Here is a 24,446-nt window from a genome sequence, read left to right on the forward strand (position 1 = left end):
GCTGTTCGACAAGGAGCTTTTCAAAACGACGTCCTGATTTCTTACGCGTTTCTATCGTGGTTCGGTCGGTCAGCGTGATCGTAATTGCGTGAAGTTACGACCCGGAAACGGCAGTTCTGGGACCAAAGCGGGCGGGGATCAGAACCCGCCTTCTTCCTCGGGCACCAGGATCTCGCGCTTGCCGGCGTGGTTGGCCTGGCCGACGATGCCTTCCTGTTCCATCCGCTCCATCAGCGAAGCGGCCTTATTATAGCCGATCTGCAGCCGGCGTTGAATGTAGCTGGTCGAGGCCTTGCGGTCGCGTTTGACCACAGCCACGGCCTGCGCGAACAGGTCGTCGCCGCCACCGCCCATGCCGGTGGCGTCGAACACGGCGCCCTCCTCCTCGCTCGGCTCCTCGGCGGTGACCGCCTCGAGATATTCCGGCGAGCCCTGGGCCTTGAGATGGCGCACCACCTTCTCGACCTCCTCGTCGGAGCAGAACGGGCCGTGGACGCGGCTGATGCGGCCGCCGCCGGCCATGTACAGCATGTCGCCCTGGCCGAGCAGCTGCTCGGCGCCCATCTCGCCGAGGATGGTGCGGCTGTCGATCTTCGACGTCACCTGGAAGGAGATGCGGGTCGGGAAGTTGGCCTTGATGGTGCCGGTGATGACGTCGACCGACGGACGCTGCGTCGCCAGGATGACGTGCAGGCCGGCGGCGCGCGCCATCTGGGCGAGGCGCTGCACCGTGCCTTCGATGTCCTTGCCGGCGACCATCATCAGGTCGGCCATCTCGTCGACGATGATGACGATGTAGGGCAGGGGATCGAGGTCGAGCTTCTCCTCCTCGTAGATCGCCTTGCCGGTCTCCTTGTCGAAGCCGGTATGGACGGTGCGCGTCAGCTCCTCGCCCTTGGCGCGGGCCTCCGCCACGCGGGCGTTGTAGCCGTCGATGTTGCGCACGCCGAGCTTGGCCATCTTCTTGTAGCGCTCCTCCATCTCGCGCACGGCCCATTTCAACGCGACCACGGCCTTCTTCGGGTCGGTCACGACGGGCGTGAGGAGATGCGGGATGCCGTCATAGACGGAGAGCTCGAGCATCTTCGGGTCGACCATGATCAGCCGGCACTGGTCGGGCCGGAGGCGGTAGACCAGGCTGAGGATCATGGTGTTGATCGCGACCGACTTGCCCGAGCCGGTGGTACCGGCGATCAGCATGTGCGGGGTGCGGGCGAGATCGATGATGATGGATTCGCCGCCGATGTTCTTGCCGAGGCACAGCGGCAGCTTGGCGACGCTCTCGGTCGCCTCCTTGGCGACCAGCAGCTCGCGCAGATACACCTTCTCGCGATGCACGTTCGGCAGCTCGATGCCGATGGCGTTGCGGCCGGGTACGACGGCGACGCGCGCCGACAGCGCGCTCATCGAGCGGGCGATGTCGTCGGCGAGGCCAATGACGCGGGACGACTTGATGCCCGGCGCGGGCTCCAGCTCGTACAAAGTGACGACCGGGCCGGGATGCGCCTTGACGATCTCGCCGCGCACGCCGAAATCCTGCAGCACGCCTTCCAGCGCGCGCGAATTGGCCTCCAGCTCGCTCTTCGAGAGCGGCTGGCGATCGGACGATTTCGGCGCCGCCAGCATCGAGACCGACGGCAAATCGTATTTGTCGCTGGACTTCTTCGGCGGAGTCTTCGGCGTCGGCTTCTTGCGCGACTTCGGAGCCGGCTCCTCCTCCTCTTCGTCCTCCTCCTCGCCGGCCTCTTCTTCCTCCTCGTCCTCGTCCATCTCGGGCGCGAGCGTCGGCTTCTTCTGGCCGCGGGCGAGGCTCGGCTCCTGCCGGCCGGCGGCCGTGCGCGGCTGCGGGCCGGAGGAGATCAGCGCGCGATAGGCCGTCGAGAGGAACCAGCCGATTTGCGCTTTCGCGCTCATGATGGCGTGGAAGATCCAGCCGAGGCGGATGGCCTTGCGATCGTCGTCATCCTCCAGATCGGCGAGCGGCGTGTCGTCCTCCTCCTCGTCGAGCAGGCTCGGATCGGCTTCCCTAGCGCCCAGGCCGCCGGCGACCAGCAGGCAGCCGATCATCGCGACCAGCAGCAGGCTGCCGAGCACCATCCGATAGATCACGCCGGGCGGCCCGAACACCACCGCCGGCGCGCGCACCAGCGCGTCGCCGACGACGCCGCCGAGACCCGTCGGCAGCGGCCAGGCATGCGAGCGCGGCCAGCAGCTGGCAAAGCCGGCAGCGATGACCGCCGCAAGCACCCAGGCGCCGAAGCGCAGCGCCTCGCGGTCGAACGGCCGGTGCGTCATCATCCGCCAGCCACGGACCGCAAGAGGCAGGATCGCCATGATCGAGCCGAGGCCAAGGATCTGCATTAAAAGATCGGCGCTGATCGCGCCGGGATAGCCGAGGATGTTGCGGATCGCGCGCGATGTCGCATGCGACAGGCTCGGGTCCTGCACCGACCAGGTCATCAGCGCCGCGGCCGCGAAGCCGCACAGCGCGATCAGTCCGAGGCCCGCGAGCTCGCGCAGCCGCCGCACCAGCGCCTCGCGCAGCGAGGTCGGCAGATGGTTGACCAGGGGAATGACTCGTTCGATCGCCGGCATCCGCATCCGCCCCGCGATTATCCGAGTGTCTCGACCAGCCGGTGCAACGCCTCGCCGGTCGAGGCCGCATCGGCCACCAGCGCCAGCCTGATATAGCCGACGCCCGGATTGAACCCGTCGGGTTGCGGCCGCGCCAGATAGCTGCCGGGCACCACGCGCACGCCGGCGTCGCGATACAGCCTGACCGTCACCTCCTCGTCGCCGCCGCGGTCTGCGACGTCGAGCCAGACGCAGAAGCCGCCCTCAGGGCGCCTGTAGCCGTAGCGGTTGCAGATGATCTGGTCGGCGAGATCGAACTTGGCGCGGTAGAGCCTTCGGTTCTCCTCGACATGCGCCTCGTCGGCATAGGCCGCGACCGCGACATGCTGCAGCGGCACCGGCACCTGCGGCGCGGCGACATTGCGCAGCTCATGAAAGGCCGCGAGGAACTTGCGATCGCCGGCGGCAAAGCCGATCCGCATGCCCGGCACGTTGGAGCGCTTCGACAGCGACTGGAACGCGACGACGTTGGTGTAGTCGGGACTGGCATGCTCCAGCATGCTGCCCGGCGCCTCACGCGTGTAGATCTCCGAATAGCATTCGTCGCTGAAGATCAGGAAGCCGTAGGTGTTGGCGAGCTGGACCAGCTTGCGCATGTAGTCCGCCGACGCCACCGACCCTTGCGGATTGGCCGGCGTGGCGAGGTAGAACGCGACGGTGCGGGCCAAGGTCGCCTCGTCGATCGCATCGAGATCGGGCAGGAAGCCGTTGTCGCGGATCGTCGGCAGATAGATGGAGTCACAGCCCGCCGTGCGGGCGCCGACGCCATAGACCGGATAGAACGGATTCGGCATCAGGACCGCAGGCTTGCCGCGGCGCGGACCAACATGGCGAAGCGCGGCATGGGCGCCGAAGAACAGGCCCTCGCGGCTGCCGTTCAGAACGAGAATTTCATGTTCGGCATCGATCGCGCGCGGCAGCGCGAATCGGCGCGACAGCCAGGCGCTGGCGGCCTTGCGGAACGGCTCGATGCCCTTGGCGGCGGGATAGCGGCCGAAATCGGCGATGTGCTGCGCCAGCACGGGCCCGACGAAATCCGGGACCGGATGCTGTGGCTCGCCGACGGCGAGCGTGATCATCGGCTTGCCCGGCTGGTAGGGGGCGAGCAGCTCGTTCAGCCGCGCAAACGGCGAGCGTTCGCTCTCCGAATGGCTGGCGCCAGCGGGCGCGGGGGATGAAGCGGTCATTGCCATACGTAAAACGCGCGCCAAACCAGTGGAAGCCGCCGATCGCCCATGAACCGGTGCCTTTTGCGGTCACCATAGGTGGGGCGAGGTTAAGACGCGATTAACCATCGGCACTGCCGAACGTTTTGATGGTTTTTCGCATGCCGATCCAGAGGCAATTTCGCAACAGCGGCGGACATTGTGGTGATTCGGGCGGCGACGGCGGGAACCGCGGACCCAAAAAGCTGTCGCCGAAGGCGAGCTGCCAGATACAGCGCCCTCTCCCCTTGTGGGAGAGGGCATGTACGGCCCGTCCGCGCATGCGGTTGGGTGAGGGGTATCTCTCCGCGAGCGGTGCGCTAGGAGATATACCCCTCACCCAACCGAGTATGCTGCGCTGTCCTACATGCCCTCTCCCGCAAGGGGAGAGGGCACAGTCAAGGGCACCGCGGCCATTTATTCGTCATCGAAAGCTGAAGAAAAACGGGCGGCCCGGTGCGCCGGAATAAGAATGGGAATCTACGCGCACCGGGCCTTGGCCGAACTACTTGGGGGTTTAGTTCGGATGGGTAGCATGTAGCACCGTCGTTTTTCCGGCGTATTGCCGGTGTTCGTTGATTTGTAGAATTTGATGTCGGAACACACCGATTGCGGCGGCGGCCGGCGCAATGCTTAACAGAGATGTCAGTCGCCACCGTGGCCTTTCGGCCTCAACGCTGATGCCAGCCTTATTAGTCATCGGCGACGTCTGGATGCGATCTCGACGGTCATAGATTTCCAATCGGAAACATCCAGTCACGTAGCGCATCAATCGACATTTCACGAAACGAGATTGGCGCATCTCGACCATCTTTGACGGGCATCACCGATTCCCGGGGCGTGCCGACATGCGTCGCGCGCCCGTGGATTCCGAACGATCGAAAGAGCGTCGATGATGCGTCTGAGACTGCCGGGCGTGCTTGCCCTGATGCTGCTGGCCATGCCCGTTTCGTCGCTGCCCCGCATGGCGGTGGCGGCGCCCGCCGCGGCCGCGGCCTCGATCACCATCGAGGGCAACCGCCGCATCGAAGCCGACACCATCCGCTCCTACTTCAAGCCAGGTCCGTCCGGCACGCTCGATGCCGGCCAGATCGACGACGGCCTGAAGGCGCTGATCGAGACCGGCCTGTTCGCCGACGTGACAATCGATCGCCAGGGCGGCCGGCTCGTCGTGCGCGTGGTCGAGAACCCCGTGATCGGCCGCGTCGCCTTCGAAGGCAACAAGAAGGTCAAGGACGAGCAGCTCCAGGGCGAGGTGCAATCGAAGCCGCGCGGCACGCTGTCGCGCCCGATGGTGCAGTCCGACGCGCAGCGCATCGCCGAGATCTACCGGCGCTCCGGCCGCTATGATGTCCGCGTCACGCCGGAGATCATCGAGCAGCCGAACAACCGTGTCGATCTCATCTTCACCATCACCGAGGGCGTCAAGACCGGGGTGAAGTCGGTGGAGTTCGTCGGCAACAACGCCTACTCCGCCGCGCGCCTGCGCGACATCATCAAGACCCGCGCGACCAACTGGCTGAGCTTCCTCGGCAACAACGACGTCTACGATCCCGATCGCGTCGAGGCCGACCGCGACCTGATCCGCCGCTTCTACCTCAAGAACGGCTATGCCGATGTCCAGGTCGTGGCCGCGCTCAGCGAGTATGATCCGGAGCAGAAGGGTTTCCTGGTCACCTTCCAGATCGAGGAGGGCCAGCAATACCGCGTCGGCTCGGTCGAGTTCCAGTCGACGGTCGCATCGCTCGACGCCAACAGCCTGCGCGGCTATTCGCGGGTCAATGTCGGCGCGCTCTACAATGTCGAGCAGCTCGAGAAGTCGGTCGAGGAGATGCAGATCGAGGCCTCGCGCCGCGGCTTCGCCTTCGCGGTCGTGCGTCCGCGCGGCGATCGCAACATGGAGGCGCACACCGTCGCCATCGTGTTCTCCGTCGACGAGGGCCCGCGCACCTATATCGAGCGCATCTCGATCCGCGGCAACACCAGGACCCGCGACTACGTGATCCGGCGCGAGTTCGACCTCTCGGAGGGCGACGCCTATAACCGCGCCCTCGTCGACCGCGCCGAGCGCCGGCTGAAGAACCTCGACTTCTTCAAGGAGGTGAAGATCACGACCGAGCCGGGCTCGTCGAGCGACCGCGTGATCCTCGTGGTCACGCTCGAGGAGAAGTCGACCGGCGACTTCTCGATCTCCGGCGGCTATTCGACCACCGACGGCGCGCTCGCCGAGGTGTCGATCTCCGAGCGCAATTTCCTCGGCCGCGGCCTGTTCGCCAAGGCCTCGGTCACCTATGGCCAGTACACCCGCGGCGTGGCGCTGTCCTTCGTCGAGCCCTATCTGCTGGACTACCGGGTGGCGCTCGGCCTCGACGTCTCCTACCGCCAGCAGCTCGCCAACTCCTACACCAGCTATGGCACGCGAACGGTCGGCTTCAGCCCGCGGTTGGGATTCCAGTTGCGCGAGGACCTGTCGCTGCAGCTGCGCTACTCGCTGTACCGGCAGGAGATCACGCTGCCGTCTTATCTCGCCAACTGCAACAACAACTCGGCCAACGGCCTGCTCGCCTTCAATCCGACGCCGGCCTATATCCAGAGCGTGCTCGGCGGCGTCGACCCGACCAATTCGACGACATCGGGCGTGTATGGCTATGGCTGCTATGGCGACGGCGAATCGAGCCTCGCGGTGCGCAAGGAGCTCAACGACGGCGCCGCGCTGACCTCGGCGCTCGGCTACACCTTGAGCTACAACACGCTCGACAACACCAAGAACCCGACCGACGGCCTGCTGATCGACTGGCGCCAGGATTTCGCAGGCGTCGGCGGCAATGTCAGCTATCTGAAGTCGGCGGTGGACGCGAAATATTTCACGCCGCTGGTCGCCGACATCGTCAGCGTCATCCATCTGCAGGGCGGCGTCCTCAACAAGGTCGGCGACAAGGACCTGCGGATGCTCGACCACTATCAGATGGGTCCGACCCTGGTCCGCGGCTTCGCCTCCAACGGCATCGGCCCGCGCGACATCACCTATCGCAACTTCGGCGTGACCGGCGATGCGCTCGGCGGCACCAAATATTGGGGCGCGTCGGCCGAGCTGCAGATGCCGTTCTGGTTCCTGCCCAAGGAAGTCGGCCTGAAGGGCTCGGTCTACGCCGATGCCGGCTCGCTGTGGGGTTACCAGGGCCCGACCTCCTGGGCCGCCACCGGCGAGGTCAACTCCGCCGCCTGCAAATGCGCCATGCAGTACGACGACAGCAAGGTCGTCCGCTCCTCCGTCGGCGTCGGCCTGATCTGGGCCTCCCCCTTCGGCCCCCTGCGCTTCGACTACGCCGTGCCGCTGTCCAAGGGCAAGTATGACGTCGTGCAGGAGTTCAAGTTCGGCGGCGGCACGTCGTTCTGAGGGGGGGACGAGGCTCCTCCTCAAGGCGGCCAGCGCCCCACTGCCGACCACATGGAGGTGAGCTCCCCTCCCCCTTGCGGGGAGGGGTCGGGGGTGGGGGTCCGCGAGTCCCGCTATCCATGAGAGCCGAGCTCACTATCTGCCTCTTCCGCGGATCATGTGTAGCTCTTTGTTGCTCGATGGGTAGCTCACCATCGACGTCATCGCCCGGGGACCCCCACCCCCAACCCCTCCCCGCAAGGGGGAGGGGAGCCCACCGTCTGCGTGGCACAGAGCTCGGCTCACATGAGCTGTCGCCACGATCGCACCCACCGCATGCTGATCGGCGCATCCCTCCCATGCTCAAGCTGCCCGTCGTGTTAGTTTGCCGCATCATCAACCCTTGTGTCGTCGGGCAAATCACCTGCACATTTCCGCGCGTCCCTGCTGCCGCATGAGGGGCGTGTCGCGACCGTCACGAGACGTTGGCAGTGGGATGCGATGGGCGTGTGTCGCTGCAGCGTGATCATTCGCGCGGACGAACGGCGATGCACGCACGGTCAAGTCGCGCGGTCCTGATATCCCGACGCTGATATCACCCGCGCAATGCGCATCAGCGCATTGTCGCGGCATGGTGGCCAGCAAGCCGGCGCACCAGGGAGAACGCGAAGCAGCCGTTAAAACCGTTGCGCGGGGAAGGCCGGGCGTTCTCGGCCAGACCTGTGGTGACTGCCGCCTGCTTTTCTTTCTGCAGGCGGGCCACGGGCGCGGCCAGCGCCCGGCCTTCCCTGCGCCCTCTATTTGTTGAGGGCGGTGAATTCAGCACAGCTCGGGCGCATCGTGTCGCGAGGACGAAGGTGCGCGCGCTCAATTCTCTCTTTCTCGGAGGCAACGCTGCGCACCCCATCCACAGCTGTCATCCCTGCGAACGCAGGGATCCATAACCACAGGGGGCAGTTGTCTTGCGCGGGACGAGCCGCATGCCTGTTTCAGACATCACGCGGTATGGGTCCCTGCGTCCGCAGGGACGACACCATTTGTTTGGCGCGCGATCGGTTCTCCCACGCTGTTTCGATGCCGACGCAGCTGACTGGAGGGCCACACCAGTTGCGGGGCATCGCCTCGACCTTCATGGCCCGCGCCGGCACGATTGCCGTGACTGATACTCGGTCAAGCTCACTCCCTGTTCGCCGGCGTCTGGATGAATCCCCGATTCCATGTCGGGCTGATCAGGATCTCATTCATGCACACCCGCGGCGGCATGCTCGCCACGAACGCAATCGTCCGGCCGAGATCCTCCGGTTGCAGCATCCGGGCCTGCTCCGCTGCGCTCGGCACCACCGGGCGCTGCTCCAGGATCGGCGTCGCGACCTCGCCGGGCATCAGGCAGCATGCGCGCAGGCCGTTCACGCATTCCTCCATGTTGAAGGAGTGCGTCAGTGCCAGCACCGCGTGCTTGGTCGAGGTGTAGGCCGGCCCTGGCATCTTCGAGACGTGGCGGCCGGCCCAGGACGAGACGTTGATGATGATGCCGTCCTTTTGCGTACGCATCGCCGGCAGCACCGCCTTCATGCAATACAGCACGCCGTTGAGATTGATCTCCACCAGCTGGTTCCAGCCCTCCAGCGTCATGTCGTCCCAGCGCCGCCGCGGCACGTTCACGCCGGCCGAGTTGACCAGGAGATCGATGCGGCCGTGACGCATCAGGATGGCGTCGGCCGCGGCTTGCACGTCCGCGGACTTGGAGACGTCGAGCACGGCGGCCTCGGCCGCGCCGCCATCAGCCGCGACCTTGGCCACTACGGCATCGAGCGCCGCCTTGCGCCGGCCCGACACCACGACGGTCCAGCCATCGGCGGCGAGCGCCAGCGCGCCGGCCTCGCCGATGCCCGTGCCGCCCCCGGTGATCCATGCGATCCGTTTCCCCTTGGTCATTTCCTGGCGTCTCCCGTTGCCTTCGAAAGGGCGTTTTTGCTAAGGCAGCCTCGATCAGAGACGGCAGCCCCGGCGCTCCAGCCGCTGCTTTCAGCCGTCCAGGCCCTTATCGCCTTCGTCGAGCACGATGTTCCGCCGGCTGACACTGCCGGCCGGCCACGGCTCCAGGGGAATGTTGCATGAACCACGCCGCCAACGCCAATCTGTTCTCCCGCCTGTTCGACGGTCTCGACGATCCCAGCCGCCTCGCGATCGAGACCCATGACGGCCAGCGCATCACCTATGGCGACCTGGTCGCGCGCGCGGGCCAGATGGCCAACGTGCTGGTGGCGCGTGGCGTGAAGCCGGGCGATCGCGTCGCGGCGCAGACCGAGAAGTCGGTGTCCGGTCTCGTGCTCTATCTCGCCACCGTGCGCGCCGGCGGCGTGTATCTGCCGCTCAACACGGCCTACACGCTCAATGAGCTGGATTATTTCATCGGCGATGCTGAGCCGACCGTCGTGGTGTGCGATCCGTCGAAAGCCGAGGGCATCGGCGCGCTCGCGGCGAAGGTCGGCGCCAAGGTCGAGACGCTCGATGCGTCCGGCAAGGGCTCCTTGACCGACGCGGCCGACAAGGCCGACACCGCGTTCACCACCGTGACGCGCACCTCGGACGATCTCGCCGCGATTCTCTACACGTCCGGCACCACCGGCCGTTCCAAGGGCGCGATGCTGAGCCACGACAATCTCGCCTCGAACTCGCTGACCCTGATCGACTACTGGCGCTTCACCAAGGACGATGTGCTGATCCACGCGCTGCCGATCTACCACACCCACGGCCTGTTCGTAGCGAGCAACGTCACGCTGTTCGCCCGCGCGTCGATGATCTTCCTGCCGAAGCTCGATCCGGACCTGATCATCAATTTGATGGCACGCGCCACGGTGCTGATGGGCGTGCCGACCTTCTACACGCGGCTGTTGCAGAATCCGCGGCTGTCGAAGGAGACGACCAGCCACATGCGTCTCTTCATCTCCGGCTCGGCCCCGCTGCTCGCCGATACCCATCGCGAATGGTTCGCGCGCACCGGCCACGCGGTGCTCGAGCGCTACGGCATGACCGAGACCAACATGAACACCTCGAACCCCTATGAGGGCGAGCGCGTCCCCGGTGCGGTCGGCTTCCCGCTCCCCGGCGTGTCCGTGCGCGTGACCGATCCCGAGACGGGCAAGGAGCTCGCGCGCGACGACATCGGCATGATCGAGGTGAAGGGCCCGAACGTGTTCAAGGGCTATTGGCGGATGCCGGAGAAGACCAAGTCCGAATTCCGCGACGACGGCTTCTTCATCACCGGCGACCTCGGCAAGATCGATCCCCAAGGCTACGTCCACATCGTCGGCCGCGGCAAGGATCTCGTGATCTCCGGCGGCTTCAACGTCTATCCGAAGGAGATCGAGAGCGAGATCGACGCCATGCCGGGCGTGGTCGAATCCGCTGTCATCGGCGTGCCGCATGCCGATTTCGGCGAGGGCGTCACGGCCGTGGTCGTGAAGCATCCCGGCGCCGACGTAAACGAGGCCAGCGTGCTCAAGGGCCTCGACGGCCGGCTCGCGAAATTCAAGATGCCCAAGCGCGTCTTCGTGGTCGAGGAGCTGCCGCGCAACACCATGGGCAAGGTGCAGAAGAACGTGCTGCGTGATCAGTACAAGGACATCTATACGAAGTGACCGACAAGCGATGACGGGGCGGATGACGCGCGAGCAGGCCGAGGCGATCCTGCGTCATCTGCTCGACGCCTCGCGCGCGCTCGGACGGGCCGGGGCGGCCATCGCCGATCTCGGTGAGACAGATCGCCAAGCTCTGACCGACCGGCTAGCTGGCGTGTCGTCGCAGCTCTATTTCGATCTGTTCGAATACATCAACGAACGGCATCCCGACTTGACGGTGTGGCTCGAGTCCGTGCCGACGGCGCATGTGCTGAGCTGGGACGAGGTCAGCCTGCCGCCGGGGGTCGCCGAGTCCGAGCTCGACGATCTGATCTTTTCGCTGCTGAAGCCTGATTGGCGGAAGACTGCAATGATCCTCGCGATGGCCTCCGGGCGCTGCGAGCAGCTCTTTGTCTCGCTCGACATTGTCGCAGCACGGATCCGCGCGCTGGCAGAGGCTGGCCGCATCGACCACCAGGGCGATCTTCGCAGGTGGCGCGCCAGCGAGGTGCGGCTGCCTAGCTCAGATGGATAGTATGCGCATGACGAGCGCCCGATCATGTCAGGCAATGTTGCGCCGTCCGCACCCGGGGGACTTAACGCCGTCGCGCGATCTTGAGCCCCGCCAGCGCCGCCAGCGGCGGCGCCGCGCAGATCACCACGAGCTTCAACACGGCCAGCCAGGCGATATCGTGCTGGATGGCGATCGCGAGGCAGGCAGCGAACAGCCCGGCAGCCGTAAAGCCGAGGACGCAGGTCAACGGCTCTTCGGCCGGTTGCTGCGAGGACGCATTGCGCACCGGCAGCGCCGCGGGGCGTTCCGTGATCGTCGGCCGGACCGTGGGAACGGGCATCGGACCTCCCTGCAGCGCGTTTTTTTGATCGCGTCTCGCCGCAGACTAGGCGACGCCGCCCATGCCCGACATGCGGCAAAATCGACCAGCGGCAAGATACGGACATCCCGCTGCAGGAACACGTCGCATCGCCGCCGACTTGCTCTCGGGAAGCTGAGCCACCGACGGCGCTGGCGCCTGCAGATTCGTCCCGCGAATCTGTCCGGTCAGCCCTGCAGATTCGACGGCTCGCAGCCCCTTCTTCAGGCGAAACCGGCGTGGTCGAGGCCGTAGTTAAGCGGTGAATCAATGCACTACGATCTGCGTTATTTACTAGTGCCATCGGTTCGTTTGGGTCAGCGTGAGGAGCTAAAAGTGAATAGCAATTCGCGACATGGTGAGGTCGGATGGCTCTGGTATACCACGACGGCCATTGATCCTTTTTCACTGCTGCCGTAGTACTGAATCGCTGTTCGGTTTCGGGCCATTTGTCCGTTGCAAGCCCTGTTCCTTCTCCGTAAATAAAGCCCGCCTTGCCGATCCACACGGCCGCAAGCCCCTTCCGTTCACGGCCCACAAGAAATCATCAAAGCAACCAATGACAGCCAGGATCGAACGACCGCTTTCGCCGCATCTGCAAACCTACCGTTGGACGCTGACGATGATCCTGTCGATCGTCCATCGCGCCACCGGTGTTGCACTGTATTTCGGGACGCTGCTGCTGGCCTGGTGGTTGATCGCCGCCGCGTCCGGCCCCAGCGCCTATTCCTATGTCCAGGGCTTCATGGGTAGCTTCCTCGGCCGCCTGATCGTGTTCGGCTACACCTGGGCGCTGCTGCACCATCTGCTGTCCGGTATCCGTCACTTCGTCTGGGACCTCGGCTACGGCTTCAAGCCGAGCGAGCGTGAGACTTTGACCTGGGGCGCACTGATCGGCGGCATCTCCTTGACCGTTCTGGTGTGGATCGTGGCCTACGCCGTCGGAGGTGGACGATGAGCAACGCACGCGGAAAATCGATGCGGACCCCGCTGGGCCGCGTCCGCAATCTCGGCGCCGCGCACTCCGGCACCGGTGATTTCTGGCGTCAGCGCATCACGGCGGTCGCGATGACCTTGCTGATCGTGCCGGTCGTCGTCGTCGTGATCATGCTGCTCGGCCGCAACCAGGCGGGTGCTGCTCAGATCCTCGGCTCGCTGCCGATCGCGCTGATCATGCTGCTGTTCGTGGCGGCCAGCTGCTGGCACATGAAGATCGGCATGCAGGTGATCATCGAGGACTACGTGCATAACGAGCCGCTGAAGCTCGTCGCCATCATGGCTAACAACTTCTTCTCGGTGACCGTGGCAATCGCCTCGATCTACGCCCTCATCAAACTGTCCACTGGAGTCTAGCGAATGGCCGGCGGAGCAAATGGCAGCGCGAACGGCGCGCCCGCGACGAACGGAAAAGCCTATCCGATCGAGGACCACACCTACGACGTCGTCGTGGTCGGCGCCGGCGGCGCGGGCTTGCGCGCGGTGGTCGGTTGCAGCGAAGCGGGCCTGCGCACGGCCTGCATCACCAAGGTGTTTCCGACCCGCTCGCATACCGTGGCGGCGCAGGGCGGCATCTCGGCCTCGCTCGGCAACATGCACCAGGACGACTGGCGCTGGCACATGTACGACACCGTCAAGGGGTCGGACTGGCTCGGCGACCAGGACGCGATCGAATACATGGTGCGCAACGCGCCCGACGCGGTCTATGAGCTCGAGCATTGGGGCGTGCCGTTCTCGCGCACCGAGGACGGCAAGATCTATCAGCGCCCGTTCGGCGGCATGACCATGGACTACGGCAAGGGCCAGGCGCAGCGCACTTGCGCCGCCGCGGACCGCACCGGCCACGCGATGCTGCACACGATGTATGGCCAGTCGCTGCGCCATGCGGCTGAGTTCTTCATCGAGTATTTCGCCATCGACCTGATCATGGACGATCAGGGCACCTGCCGCGGCGTGATCGCGCTGCGCATGGACGACGGCACGCTGCATCGCTTCCGCGCCCAAACCACGATCCTGGCGACCGGCGGCTACGGCCGTGCCTACGCGTCCTGCACCTCGGCGCACACCTGCACCGGTGACGGCGGCGGCATGGCGCTGCGCGCCGGCCTGCCGCTGCAAGACATGGAGTTCGTGCAGTTCCACCCGACCGGCATCTACGGCTCGGGCTGCCTGGTGACCGAAGGCGCGCGCGGCGAAGGCGGCTATCTCGTCAATTCCGAGGGCGAGCGCTTCATGGAGCGCTATGCGCCGTCGGCGAAGGACCTCGCCTCGCGCGACGTCGTCTCGCGCGCGATGACCATCGAGATCCGCGAAGGCCGCGGCGTCGGCAAGAAGAAGGACCACATCTTCCTGCATCTCGATCATCTCGATCCGAAGGTGCTGCAGGAGCGCCTGCCGGGCATTTCCGAATCGGCCAAGATCTTCGCCAATGTCGACGTCACCCGCGAGCCGATCCCGATCGTGCCGACGGTGCACTACAACATGGGCGGCATCCCGACGAACTATCATGCCGAGGTGCTGACCAAGAAGGATGGCGACGACAACGCGATCGTCCCCGGCCTGATGGCGGTGGGCGAGGCGGCCTGCGTGTCGGTGCACGGCGCCAACCGTCTCGGCTCCAACTCGCTGATCGACCTCGTGGTGTTCGGTCGTGCGGCTGCGCTGCGGCTCGCCGAGAAGCTGACGCCGAACGGCAAGCAGCCGGATCTGCCGAAGGACTCCGCCGACAAGGCGCTCAGCCGGCTCGATCATTATCGCTACGCCTCCGGCGGCACGCCGACCGCGAAGCTGCGCGAGAGCATGCAGCACGTGATGCAGACCAACTGCGCCGTGTTCCGCACCGGCGAAGTTCTGCAGGAAGGCCATAACCTCATTCACAAGGTGTATGGCGGCATCGGTGACATCGCCGTGTCCGACCGCTCGCTGGTGTGGAATTCCGACCTGATCGAGACCCTGGAGTTCGACAACCTCATCGCCCAGGCGGTCGTGACCATGGACTCCGCGGTCAATCGCACCGAGAGCCGCGGCGCCCATGCGCGCGAGGACTTCCCGGATCGCGACGACAAGAACTGGATGAAGCACACGCTGGCGTGGATCGACAACAAGGACGGCAAGACCACGATCGATTTCCGCCCGGTGCACAACTACACCATGACCAACGACGTGCAGTACATCCCGCCGAAGGCGCGCGTGTACTGAGTCCTGCAGTCATAACCAAGAAGGCCTCCCGAAATGGCTGAGTTCGCACTTCCGAAGAATTCGCAGATCACCGGCGGCAAGACCTGGCCGAAGCCGGCCGGCGCCACCGAAGTCCGCGAGTTCAAGGTCTATCGCTGGAATCCGGACGACGGCAAGAATCCGAGCGTCGACACCTATTATGTCGACGTCAATGATTGCGGTCCGATGGTGCTCGACGGCCTGATCTGGATCAAGAACCACATCGATCCGTCGCTGACCTTCCGCCGCTCCTGCCGCGAAGGCGTGTGCGGCTCCTGCGCGATGAACATCGACGGCCAGAACACGCTCGCCTGCACCCGCTCGATGCACGACGTGAAGGACGGCGCGGTCAAGATCAACCCGCTGCCGCACCAGCCGGTGGTGAAGGATCTCGTGCCGGACCTCACCAACTTCTATGCGCAATACGCCTCGATCGAGCCGTGGCTGAAGACCACCACGCCGACGCCGCAGAAGGAATGGAAGCAGACCCACGAGGACCGCGAGAAGCTCGACGGTCTCTACGAGTGCATCCTGTGCGCCTGCTGCTCGACCTCGTGCCCGAGCTATTGGTGGAACAGCGAGCGTTATCTCGGACCCGCCGCGCTGCTGCAGGCGACGCGCTGGGTCAAGGACAGCCGCGATGAGGCCACCGGCGAGCGGCTCGACAATCTCGAGGATCCGTTCCGGCTCTATCGCTGCCACACCATCATGAACTGCGCCAAGGCCTGCCCGAAGGGGCTCAACCCGGCCGAGGCGATCGCCGAGCTGAAGCTGAAGCTGGTCGAGCGGCAGATCTGACCGGGCGACAGTTAGACATGATGCGCCCGGAACCGGCAGAACTTCCGGGCGCATCTCCTTTGTAGCTGACGCCGGTTGCGTTAAGCTCTCAGCCCTTTGGGCCGGAGCGACCGTGCAGACCGCACAACGCAAATCGCTGACAATGCTGCGCTGGATGATGGTCGCGTCGCTGGCGCTGCCTGTTGCGCTGTTCGTAGTCGCAGCCTACGTCTCCTACGGCACGACCAGCGAGGAGGCCGACCGCGAGATCAGCCGCTCGCTCGAGATCGTCCACGAGCATGCGCTCAAGGTGTTCGAGACGATCGACCGCAGCCTGTCCGAGATCGACGAGATCGTTCGCGATCTCACCGACGCTGAGATCAAGGCACGCGAGCAGACGCTGCACGCACGGCTTCGCCAATTGTCGGACTCGCTGCCGCAGATGAAGTCCGCCTGGGTGTTCGACGCCGATGGCCGGCCGCTGGTCAACAGCATGATCGACCCGGCCCCGGACATGTCGTTCGCGGACCGCGACTACTTCAGCGCCCACGTCAAGAACAGCATCGGCACCTTCATCGGCGCGACTTTGATCCCGCGGACTCCCTATCAGGGCGCGGCGTTCTTCAGCATCAGCCGCCGCCGTCAATCCGACGACGGCAGCTTCACCGGCGTCGTGCAGGCTTCGGTGCTGCCGGACTATTTCGAGCACTTCTACGCCCGGATCGGCCGCGCCCCCGGCAGCTCCTTCGCGCTGCGTCGCTTCGACGGGCTGACGCTCGCGCGCTTCCCCGTGGCCGAGCGAAGCGCCGGTCCGGCGCTGAACGACATTCCGGCGAGTGCGGCGGATACCGAGCAGCTGGTCACCGAGATCTCGCCGATCGACGGCACCGAGCGGCGTGTGGGCTATCAGCGTCTCGCCGGCTATCCGGTCTATGTCTCGGCTGGAATGGACACCGCCACCATCCGCAACCGCTGGCTCTCGACGATGGGGCGGCATCTGATCTTCGGCATTCCGGCCACGGCGCTGCTGATCGTCTTTCTCGCCCTCGCCAAGCGGCGGACCGAACACTTCTACGTCGAGGCCGCGCGCCGCCTGGAGGCCGAGAACGCGCGGAAGCACGGCCAGCGCATGGAGGCGCTGGGCCAGCTCACCGGCGGCGTCGCGCACGACTTCAACAATCTGCTGACGGTGATCCGCGCCTCGGCCGACCTGCTGCGACGGCCCAACCTCTCCGACGAACGCCGCCAGCGCTACATCGATGCGATCTCGGACACGGTCGCACGCGCCTCCAAGCTGACATCGCAGCTCCTGGCTTTCGCGCGCCGGCAGGGCTTGAAGCCGGAGGTGTTCGACATCGGCCGCAGCGTCCTGACCCTGCGCGACATGACCAAGACCCTCGTCGGCTCGCGCATCGAGGTCGTGACGGCGGTGCCGGACGAGCCCTGCTACGTCAACGCCGATGCCGGCCAGTTCGAGACGGCGCTGATCAACATGGCCGTCAACGCCCGCGACGCCATGGCCGGCCAAGGCCTGCTCAGCATCACGGTCGCAGCCGCATCGGATCTGCCGACCCCGGCCGCAACGCATGAGCGCCCGCCGCTCGGCTATGTTGCCGTCGTCGTGCAAGATACTGGTGTGGGCATTCCGCGGGATCAGGTCAGCCGGATCTTCGAGCCGTTCTTCACCACCAAGACGATCGGGCAGGGTACCGGCCTCGGCCTGTCTCAGGTGTTCGGATTCGCCAAGCAGTCCGGCGGCGAGATCGGCGTGGTCAGCGACGTCGGCAAGGGCGCGACCTTCACGCTCTATCTGCCGCGCGTCGCGCCGCCCCAGGACCAGTGCAGCGAAGCCGGCGGGCACGCCGCGCCGATCAGCGGCCGCGGCATGGCGGTGCTGGTGGTCGAGGACAATATCGATGTCGGTCGGTCCGCTACCGAGGCCCTGGCCGAGCTCGGCTATCTCACCACGCTGGTCGACAACGCGCGGGACGCTCTGGAGGAGCTGATCGACGGCGCCAGCCGGTTCGATGTGGTGTTCACCGATGTCGTCATGCCCGGAATGACGGGCCTCGAGCTGGCCGAGGAGATCCGCCGGCTCGAGCTCAACATCCCCGTGGTGCTCGCCAGCGGCTACAGCCACGTGCTGGCGCAGCAAGGCACCAACGGATTCGAGCTGCTGCGCAAGCCCTATTCGATCGAGGAATTGTCGCGCGTGCTGCACAGGGTCGTGCCCGTGCCGCTGCATCGGGCCCCGCCGGTGGCGCCGAACTCGGGCGGTGCTCTGAGATCACTCTGATGCGGAACTCGCCCGGAACCTTCTACTTGGGTTCCGGTTATCGCGACATGGGACAGATCCAGGACATCGAGCGGCCCGTCGCATCGGAGCCCGTGAAGGCGCCGATCATCGAGATCGCCGCCGAGAACGGCGACCAGGTCGAGCCGCCGCCGCCCGAGGTGGTGGAGCCGGACCCCGAGCTGACGCCGGAAGAGGCCGAGCAGGTCCGCAAGCGCTATCTGCTGACGCGGTTCTGGATCAGCGCCCGGGGGTTTTGGGGCAAGTCCGGCGACCGCCTCGCCTGGCCGTTCACCCTCGGACTGCTCGTCCTGATCGTCGGCACCGTCGTCTTCCAATATGGCATCAACGTCTGGAATCGCTCGATCTTCGATGCGATCGAGAAACGCGATGCAGGGACGATGTTTCATCTCACCGCGATCTTCTTCCCGCTCGCGATCGGCAGCATCGTGCTCGCGGTGGCGCAGGTCTATGCGCGGATGGCGATCCAGCGGCGCTGGCGCGCCTGGCTGACCAACAGCGTCATCACGCGCTGGCTCACCAGCGGTCGCTACTACCAGCTCAACCTGGTCAGCGGCGACCACAAGAATCCCGAATACCGCATCGCAGAGGATCTGCGCATCGCCACCGACTCGCCGGTCGACTTCGTTGCCGGTGTGACCTCGGCGCTGCTGTCCGCCGCGACCTTCATCGTCGTGCTCTGGACCATCGGCGGTGCGCTGACCTTGCATCTCGGCGGCACCGAGCTGACCATTCCCGGCTTCCTGGTGATTGCCGCCATTGTCTATGCCGCAATCGCCTCCGGCTCGATCATGACGATCGGTCGCCGCTTCGTGCAGACCTCGGAAGACAAGAACCAGGCCGAGGCCGACTTCCGCTACACCTTGACCCGCGTCCGCGAGAACGGCGAGAGCATCGCGCTGCTCGGCGGCGAGACCGAGGAGCGCGCCGGCATCGACCGGACGTTCGGCAATGTGCTGCAGCAATGGGCTCGGCTTGCAGGCCAGCACATGCGCACCACGCTGGTGTCGCAGGGATCGGGCCTCATCGCACCCGTCATTCCGCTATTGTTGTGCGCGCCGAAATTCCTCGACGGCAGCATGACGCTCGGCCAGGTGATGCAGGCGGCGAGCGCGTTCACGATCGTGCAGACGGCGTTCGGCTGGCTGGTCGACAACTATCCGCGCCTCGCCGACTGGAATGCCTGTGCGCGCCGCATCGCCTCGCTGATGATGTCGCTCGATGCGCTGGAGCGCGCCGAGCGCGGCGACGGCATCGGCCGCATCAAGCGCGGCGAGACGACGGGCGAGGCGATGCTGAGCCTGAACGATCTCTCGGTCACGCTCGACGACGGCACGGCCGTGGTGGGCGAGACCGAGGTCGTGGTCGATCGCGGCGAGCGGCTGCTGGTCGCCGGCGAATCCGGGACGGGCAAGAGCACGCTGGTGCGCGCGATTGCCGGCCTGTGGCCGTGGGGCGGCGGCAGCATCAACTTCCATCCCGACCGCCGGCTGTTCATGCTGCCGCAGCGGCCCTACGTGCCCTCGGGCACCCTGCGCCGCGCGGTAGCCTATCCCGGCGCCGCAGAGGATTGGAGCGTCGAGCAGGTCGGCGAAGCCCTGCACAAGGTCGGCCTCGATCATCTCAAGGACCGCATCGAGGAGGAAGCGCCGTGGGATCAGACGCTCTCCGGCGGCGAGAAGCAGCGCTTGGCCTTCGCGCGCCTGCTGCTGCATAGCCCTGACATCGTCGTGCTCGACGAGGCGACGTCGGCGCTCGACGAGAAGAGCCAGGACAAGATGATGCAGATGGCGACGAGCGAGCTGCCGAAGGCCACCATCGTCAGCGTCGCGCATCGGGCCGAGCTCGAGGCGTTTCACAGCCGCAAGATCGTGCTGGAGCGGCGCAAGGGCGGCGCCAAGCTGGTCAGCGACATCGATCTCATTCCTCGCAAGGGCAAGCGCCGCCTGATCGGCCGCTTCCTGCGTCAGCGCAAGGCGGTGTGACCACCGCAAGCCCCTCAGGCCGTCGCAGTGAGACCACATTGCGGCCATGCCGCCTGCATTGGAGTCCCGCGCAAAACCGGGTATCACTCGGCGCCCTCATCTCAGGACCCGACCTTGACGCCCGATAACGATCCCTCGCCGCCGCCCTTCGGGGCCTTCGCTCCGAATGCCGCGCAGGCGCTGGTGATCCGCCTGGCGCATGGCTCCGGGCTGAAGCGGGGTGCCTTCCGGCCGATGCTGACGCGGCTCGTGAATCTTCTGCGCGCCGGCCCGCTCGATGTCCACTATCAGGGCGCCAGCTTCCGCTTCCATCACCAGGTCAGCGCCACCGAGCGCGGCGCGCTGTTCAATCCCGACTATAATCGCGAGGAGCTGGATTTTCTGCGCAGCCATCTGCCGGTTGGCGGTGTGGCCGTCGATGTCGGGGCCAATGTCGGGACCTTCGCGTTGCCGCTCGCGCGTCATGTCGGCCCTACGGGGTTGGTGATCGCGGTCGAGCCGCACCCGGTCACCCATGCGCGGCTTCGCTTCAATCGCGATGCATCCGCGCTGTCGCAGGTGACGCTGGTTGCCGCGGCCGCCGGCGAGAGCGACGGCGAAGTGATGATCGAGACCGACGGCGATAATCTCGGCGCCAGCCATATCGTGACCGGCACCGCCGGTGGCGAGGCGTTCAAGGTCCCCTCGTTGCGGTTGCAGACCATTTTGGATCAGGCCGGTGCGACCAAGGTCGACGTGCTGAAGATCGACATCGAGGGCTTCGAAGACCGCGTGCTGACCTGCTTCTTCCGCGAGGCGCCGGAGACGCTGTGGCCGCGGGCGATCGTGATCGAGCATCTGTCGCGCCAGGAGTGGCAGAGCGACTGCCTCGCCGACATGATCCATCGCGGCTATCGCGAGACCGGCCGCACGCGCAGCAACACGCTGCTGCTGCGCGATTGAGACAACGCGCCGCTCGCTTTCATCTCCTGGGTTCCGGAACATCGCCTATGACGCGGCGTTAGCGCCCCTGACATCCAGGGAGCGCACTATGAGCCATGATGATACGCGCGATCAAGATCGCGTCTGGGAGCTGATGAAGAAGATCACTTTCGCCATGCTGGTCACCCGCGACGGGGACAAGCTGCGGGCGCGCCCGATGAGCGCCTATCTCGAGCGCGACGAAGGCCTGATCTATTTCCTCACCGACGCGCGCCACCACAAGGACGAGGAGATCGCGCGCTCGCCGCAGGTCAATCTGTCCTTCGCCGACGCCGGCGCTCAGAAATACGTCTCGCTGACCGGCACTGCGGCGATCTCGAACGATCGGGCCAAGATCCGCGAGCTGTTCACGACCACGGCCAAGGCGTGGTGGGACAGTGCCGAGGACCCGAACATCCGCCTGCTGAAGATCACGCCCGATGACGCCGAATATTGGGATTCGCCGGGCACGGTGGTCAGCTACATCAAGATGGCGGCGGCAGCCGTGACCAACACGCGCCCCGACATCGGTGACAATCGCAAGGTGGCGATGTGATGCCGATCGAGCCGCCCGAGATTCCGCCGGCGACGCCGGGTCATCCGGTCGAGCCGCCGCCGGAAGATCCGGTCGGCAATCCCAGGCCCGACATTCCTCCGCCGGTGTACGAGCCCGGTGCGCCCGTGCCGCCGCGCGAGCTACCGGGCCAAACGCCCGACGAGGTGCCGGGGCGGGGGCCGCTCGGTCCGACAACGCCCAGTCCGGTCACGGATTGACCGCCTTCGTACCTTGATCGTGATGGACAGAAGAGAGCTGGCCCCAAGGCCGGCTCTCTTGCCGTGGAGTTCCGCCAAGCCTTTGAAATTCAAGACTGAATGAAACATGAATGGCGGCGATCCGGCGGCTGCAACGTGCCGAAATAAATCCGCGACCGGATTTGAACTACGCCACAATCCAGCCTAACGCATAAACGTTGATCACTCCGTGCTTGAAAAAGAACGTTTCGGGAAACCAAGACACATGAGCAAACTTCGCGTTCTGCTGCTTGCGACGACCGCGCTGTCGGCGATGCAACTGACGAACTCCGCATCCTACGCGCAGAGCGCGCCGATGATCGTGGCCCAGGGACCAGGCGGGCCCGGCGGACCGGGTGGTGAAGTCGGCCCCGACGGCCGACCGAAGCAGCCGCCGCACGCCCAACCTCCGGGCCAGCCGCAGCGCCCGGGGCCTGGCGCCCCTCCGCCGGCTCCGCCTCAGCATCAGGCTCCGCCTGCGCCTCCGCCGCCGCCAGCAGCTGCGCCTCGGCCGGCCCCGCCGCCGCCTCCCCCGCCGCCGGCTGCCGCGCCGCGTCCGGCTCCTGCACCGCCGCCGCCGCCTCCTCCTCGCGCCGAGCCGCCGCGCGCTGAGCCGCCACGTCCGGCTCCGCCGCCGCCGCGCGCCGAGCCGCCGGCTGCTCCGCCCTCGCGTCCGACGCCTCCGCCGCCGCCTGCCGCGGCTCCTCCGGTGCATACCCCCGCGCTGCCACCCGTGGCGCCGCGTGAGCCGGCACGCCCGACGCCGCCGCCCCCACCGCCTCCTGCCGCGGCACCGCCCCCGCCGCCGGCTCCGGCGCGTCCGACTCCGCCCGTGCCTCCGGCGGCCACGCCGGCGCCGCCGCCCGCACCGGGCGCCGCCCCCGGGCCGAGGCCTGGATCGCCGCCGCCTCCGGCCGCGACGAATCCGCCCCCGCATTCACCGCCGCCGGCCGCTGCGCCCTCGCCGCAGCCGTCCCCCGGACAAACGCCGCCTCCAGGCGCTGGCCAGCCTCCGGCCGGCCGACCGGGCGTAGGCGCGCCGCCTCCCGGCGGTCCGCAGGGTGGACCACCGCCACGTCCGCTGCCGACCCCGCCGTCCGGAACCACAGCACCGGCTCCGGGAACGCCGCCTGCTCCGGCGACGCCTCCGGCTGCTCAGACGCCTGCACCGGGGACCCCGCCTGTGTCCGGCACTCCGCCGACCGGCGGCCGTCCGGGCACGCCTCCGGGCGGCCCCGGCGCACCGCCGCCGCCCGCGGGGCCAGGTCAAGGTGCCGGTCCGGGCACCGTCCCGGCTCCTGCGCCGACTCCCGCTCCTGTTCCGGCTACTGGCGCAGCCGGTCCTGGTCCTGGTCCTGGTCCGGGTGCCGGACCTGGCGCGGTGCCGCCCGCCGGACCGCCTGCGATGGCAACCCGGCCGCCGCCGCAGGTGGCTGCGCCGATTCCCGCGCCGCCGCCGCCGACTCCGCAGCAGCTCACGCCGATCGCCCCTGGCGCGCCGATGCCGGGACCGCAGCGGCTCGACGACTTCCGGGCCCAGCGCCGCGAGGTGCAAGAGGGCGGTCGAACCGTGATCTACGAGCCGGGCCGCGTCATCGTGCGCGACCCGAGCGGTCAGGAGTTCGTGCGTCACGACGAGCTCGAGCGCTTCCGTTATGGTGCGCGCGATATTCGCGTGCAGCAGGAGCGGGGCGAGACCCGCACCGTCGTGATCCGTCCCGATGGCAGCCAAATCGTCACGGTCACCGCACCCGACGGCCGGCTGCTGCGCCGCATCCGTCGCGACATCGGCGGCCGCGAGATCATCATCATCGACAACACCTACCGCGATCCGCAGGCGGTCGGCGGCTTCTATGTCGATCTGCCGCCGCCGGAGATCCGCATCCCCTACAACCGCTACATCGTCGACGCCGAGGAGGCGCCGCCGGATGTCATCTACGACACGCTGATCGCGCCTCCGGTGGAGCGCGTGCAGCGCCGCTACTCGCTCGACGAGGTCCGCTACTCACCTTCGGTGCGCCAGCTGATGCCGTCGATCGATCTCAATACGATCACGTTCGACACGGGATCGTGGGAGATCGGGCCTGACCAGGTGGCGAAGCTCCAGGTCATCGCCGACGGCCTCAACCAGGCGATCCAGCGCAATCCGCGCGAGGTCTACCTGATCGAGGGCCACACCGACGCGGTCGGCAACGAGACCGACAATTTGTCGCTCTCCGATCGCCGCGCCGAATCGGTGGCAACCTTGCTGACCCAGCAGTTCGGCGTGCCCGCCGAGAACCTGACCTCGCAGGGCTATGGCGAGCAGTACCTGAAGGAGCAGACCCAAGGACCGAGCCGCATCAACCGCCGCGTCACGGTCCGCCGCATCACCCCGCTGCTCAACGGCGGCCAGGCCGCGCTGCCGCCGCCGCCTCCGGGCGTGGCGCCGCCGCGGTGAGATAGCGACTAACAGAAATGAAAATGGCCGGGAGCGATCCCGGCCATTTTTGTTGGTGGCAAACTGCTACTTGTTGAAGCGAGTTGCTGCCTCGCCCTCGGTGTCGTCCCGGCCTTGAGCCGGGACCCAGACTCACAGGGTCCAGCTTTGCGATGGCTGGAGCCACAGCCCGCTCTCACCATGTCATTCGGTGGTTATGGGTCCCGGCTTTCGCCGGGACGACAGCGGTAAGTGTCGTGCGCGTCTCGTGCCGAGACG

Annotated in this window: 18 protein-coding genes; 13 read left to right on the forward strand and 5 right to left on the reverse strand. The window is 66.5% G+C overall.

The features are described from left to right. Positions 1-138: 138 nt before the first annotated feature. The gene (locus ACVILH_RS07640; protein ID WP_456712345.1) at positions 139-2,601 is read right to left on the reverse strand and encodes a DNA translocase FtsK; all 2,463 of its coding nucleotides are present in this window, start codon (positions 2,599-2,601) and stop codon (positions 139-141) included. A gap of 11 nt (positions 2,602-2,612) precedes the next feature. Continuing rightward, a complete protein-coding gene (locus tag ACVILH_RS07645; protein ID WP_456712346.1) occupies positions 2,613-3,827 on the reverse strand; it encodes an aminotransferase class I/II-fold pyridoxal phosphate-dependent enzyme in 1,215 nt (404 codons plus the stop codon). A gap of 904 nt (positions 3,828-4,731) precedes the next feature. On the opposite strand from ACVILH_RS07645, the gene bamA reads away from it, so the two are divergent. Continuing rightward, a complete protein-coding gene (gene bamA, locus ACVILH_RS07650) occupies positions 4,732-7,236 on the forward strand; it encodes an outer membrane protein assembly factor BamA (protein ID WP_456712347.1) in 2,505 nt (834 codons plus the stop codon). A 592-nt stretch (positions 7,237-7,828) separates the two neighbouring features. Here bamA and ACVILH_RS07655 read toward each other — a convergent pair. Further along, entirely contained in the window at positions 7,829-7,978 is a 150-nt protein-coding gene (locus tag ACVILH_RS07655; protein WP_157681707.1) for a hypothetical protein, read from the reverse strand. A 413-nt stretch (positions 7,979-8,391) separates the two neighbouring features. Beyond that, a complete protein-coding gene (locus tag ACVILH_RS07660; RefSeq protein ID WP_456712348.1) occupies positions 8,392-9,150 on the reverse strand; it encodes an SDR family oxidoreductase in 759 nt (252 codons plus the stop codon). 179 nt (positions 9,151-9,329) lie between these two features. Here ACVILH_RS07660 and ACVILH_RS07665 point away from each other — a divergent pair, with 179 nt between their 5' ends. Next, positions 9,330-10,856, forward strand: a complete 1,527-nt coding sequence (locus ACVILH_RS07665; protein WP_456712349.1) for a malonate--CoA ligase — start codon at positions 9,330-9,332, stop codon at positions 10,854-10,856. Positions 10,857-10,878: 22 nt separating this feature from the next. Continuing rightward, positions 10,879-11,370 carry a DUF3658 domain-containing protein gene (locus tag ACVILH_RS07670; protein ID WP_456712350.1) on the forward strand — a complete coding sequence of 164 codons (492 nt, stop codon included), beginning with the start codon at positions 10,879-10,881 and terminating at the stop codon, positions 11,368-11,370. 61 nt (positions 11,371-11,431) lie between these two features. Here ACVILH_RS07670 and ACVILH_RS07675 read toward each other — a convergent pair whose 3' ends face one another. Next, positions 11,432-11,689, reverse strand: coding sequence for a hypothetical protein (locus ACVILH_RS07675; RefSeq protein ID WP_456712351.1), 258 nt, complete (start codon positions 11,687-11,689; stop codon positions 11,432-11,434). 577 nt (positions 11,690-12,266) lie between these two features. Between ACVILH_RS07675 and sdhC the strand changes: the two genes are divergently transcribed. The 10 genes from sdhC to ACVILH_RS07725 all read left to right on the forward strand — a co-directional run bounded on the left by sdhC (position 12,267) and on the right by ACVILH_RS07725 (position 24,188). Further along, complete coding sequence (gene sdhC / locus ACVILH_RS07680; RefSeq protein ID WP_006613013.1) at positions 12,267-12,665, forward strand: succinate dehydrogenase, cytochrome b556 subunit; 399 nt, start codon at positions 12,267-12,269, stop codon at positions 12,663-12,665. A gap of 20 nt (positions 12,666-12,685) precedes the next feature. Further along, a complete protein-coding gene (gene sdhD / locus ACVILH_RS07685; protein WP_456716898.1) occupies positions 12,686-13,060 on the forward strand; it encodes a succinate dehydrogenase, hydrophobic membrane anchor protein in 375 nt (124 codons plus the stop codon). Between the two features lie 3 nt (positions 13,061-13,063). Then, positions 13,064-14,902 carry a succinate dehydrogenase flavoprotein subunit gene (gene sdhA / locus ACVILH_RS07690; protein ID WP_456712352.1) on the forward strand — a complete coding sequence of 613 codons (1,839 nt, stop codon included), beginning with the start codon at positions 13,064-13,066 and terminating at the stop codon, positions 14,900-14,902. Between the two features lie 33 nt (positions 14,903-14,935). Then, on the forward strand, positions 14,936-15,718 hold the full coding sequence (locus ACVILH_RS07695) for a succinate dehydrogenase iron-sulfur subunit (protein ID WP_006613010.1): 783 nt from the start codon (positions 14,936-14,938) through the stop codon (positions 15,716-15,718). Positions 15,719-15,830: 112 nt separating this feature from the next. Next, positions 15,831-17,993, forward strand: a complete 2,163-nt coding sequence (locus ACVILH_RS07700; protein ID WP_456712353.1) for an ATP-binding protein — start codon at positions 15,831-15,833, stop codon at positions 17,991-17,993. A gap of 47 nt (positions 17,994-18,040) precedes the next feature. Then, positions 18,041-19,996: an ABC transporter ATP-binding protein/permease gene (locus ACVILH_RS07705; RefSeq protein ID WP_456712354.1), complete on the forward strand. Its 1,956-nt coding sequence runs from the start codon at positions 18,041-18,043 to the stop codon at positions 19,994-19,996. 114 nt (positions 19,997-20,110) lie between these two features. Beyond that, positions 20,111-20,938, forward strand: coding sequence for an FkbM family methyltransferase (locus ACVILH_RS07710; protein WP_456712355.1), 828 nt, complete (start codon positions 20,111-20,113; stop codon positions 20,936-20,938). An 88-nt stretch (positions 20,939-21,026) separates the two neighbouring features. Next, the gene (locus tag ACVILH_RS07715) at positions 21,027-21,512 is read left to right on the forward strand and encodes a pyridoxamine 5'-phosphate oxidase family protein (protein ID WP_456712356.1); all 486 of its coding nucleotides are present in this window, start codon (positions 21,027-21,029) and stop codon (positions 21,510-21,512) included. Then, positions 21,512-21,730: a hypothetical protein gene (locus ACVILH_RS07720; RefSeq protein ID WP_456712357.1), complete on the forward strand. Its 219-nt coding sequence runs from the start codon at positions 21,512-21,514 to the stop codon at positions 21,728-21,730. The genes ACVILH_RS07715 and ACVILH_RS07720 overlap by 1 nt, the downstream gene beginning before the upstream one ends. 244 nt (positions 21,731-21,974) lie before the next feature. Next, positions 21,975-24,188, forward strand: a complete 2,214-nt coding sequence (locus ACVILH_RS07725; RefSeq protein WP_456712358.1) for an OmpA family protein — start codon at positions 21,975-21,977, stop codon at positions 24,186-24,188. Positions 24,189-24,446 lie beyond the last annotated feature (258 nt).

The sequence above is a fragment of the Bradyrhizobium sp. USDA 4353 genome (assembly GCF_054063215.1).

Bases quoted from the DNA above. Each gene is read 5' to 3' on its own strand.
- ACVILH_RS07705 (WP_456712354.1), top strand. From the start codon at position 18,041: ATGGGACAGATCCAGGACATCGAGCGGCCCGTCGCATCGGAGCCCGTG.
- ACVILH_RS07695 (WP_006613010.1), top strand. From the start codon at position 14,936: ATGGCTGAGTTCGCACTTCCGAAGAATTCGCAGATCACCGGCGGCAAG.
- sdhA (WP_456712352.1), top strand. From the start codon at position 13,064: ATGGCCGGCGGAGCAAATGGCAGCGCGAACGGCGCGCCCGCGACGAAC.
- ACVILH_RS07640 (WP_456712345.1), bottom strand. From the start codon at position 2,601: ATGCGGATGCCGGCGATCGAACGAGTCATTCCCCTGGTCAACCATCTG.
- ACVILH_RS07645 (WP_456712346.1), bottom strand. From the start codon at position 3,827: ATGGCAATGACCGCTTCATCCCCCGCGCCCGCTGGCGCCAGCCATTCG.
- ACVILH_RS07675 (WP_456712351.1), bottom strand. From the start codon at position 11,689: ATGCCCGTTCCCACGGTCCGGCCGACGATCACGGAACGCCCCGCGGCG.
- sdhD (WP_456716898.1), top strand. From the start codon at position 12,686: ATGCGGACCCCGCTGGGCCGCGTCCGCAATCTCGGCGCCGCGCACTCC.
- ACVILH_RS07725 (WP_456712358.1), top strand. From the start codon at position 21,975: ATGAGCAAACTTCGCGTTCTGCTGCTTGCGACGACCGCGCTGTCGGCG.
- ACVILH_RS07720 (WP_456712357.1), top strand. From the start codon at position 21,512: ATGCCGATCGAGCCGCCCGAGATTCCGCCGGCGACGCCGGGTCATCCG.
- ACVILH_RS07665 (WP_456712349.1), top strand. From the start codon at position 9,330: ATGAACCACGCCGCCAACGCCAATCTGTTCTCCCGCCTGTTCGACGGT.
- sdhC (WP_006613013.1), top strand. From the start codon at position 12,267: ATGACAGCCAGGATCGAACGACCGCTTTCGCCGCATCTGCAAACCTAC.
- bamA (WP_456712347.1), top strand. From the start codon at position 4,732: ATGATGCGTCTGAGACTGCCGGGCGTGCTTGCCCTGATGCTGCTGGCC.
- ACVILH_RS07660 (WP_456712348.1), bottom strand. From the start codon at position 9,150: ATGACCAAGGGGAAACGGATCGCATGGATCACCGGGGGCGGCACGGGC.
- ACVILH_RS07670 (WP_456712350.1), top strand. From the start codon at position 10,879: ATGACGCGCGAGCAGGCCGAGGCGATCCTGCGTCATCTGCTCGACGCC.
- ACVILH_RS07715 (WP_456712356.1), top strand. From the start codon at position 21,027: ATGAGCCATGATGATACGCGCGATCAAGATCGCGTCTGGGAGCTGATG.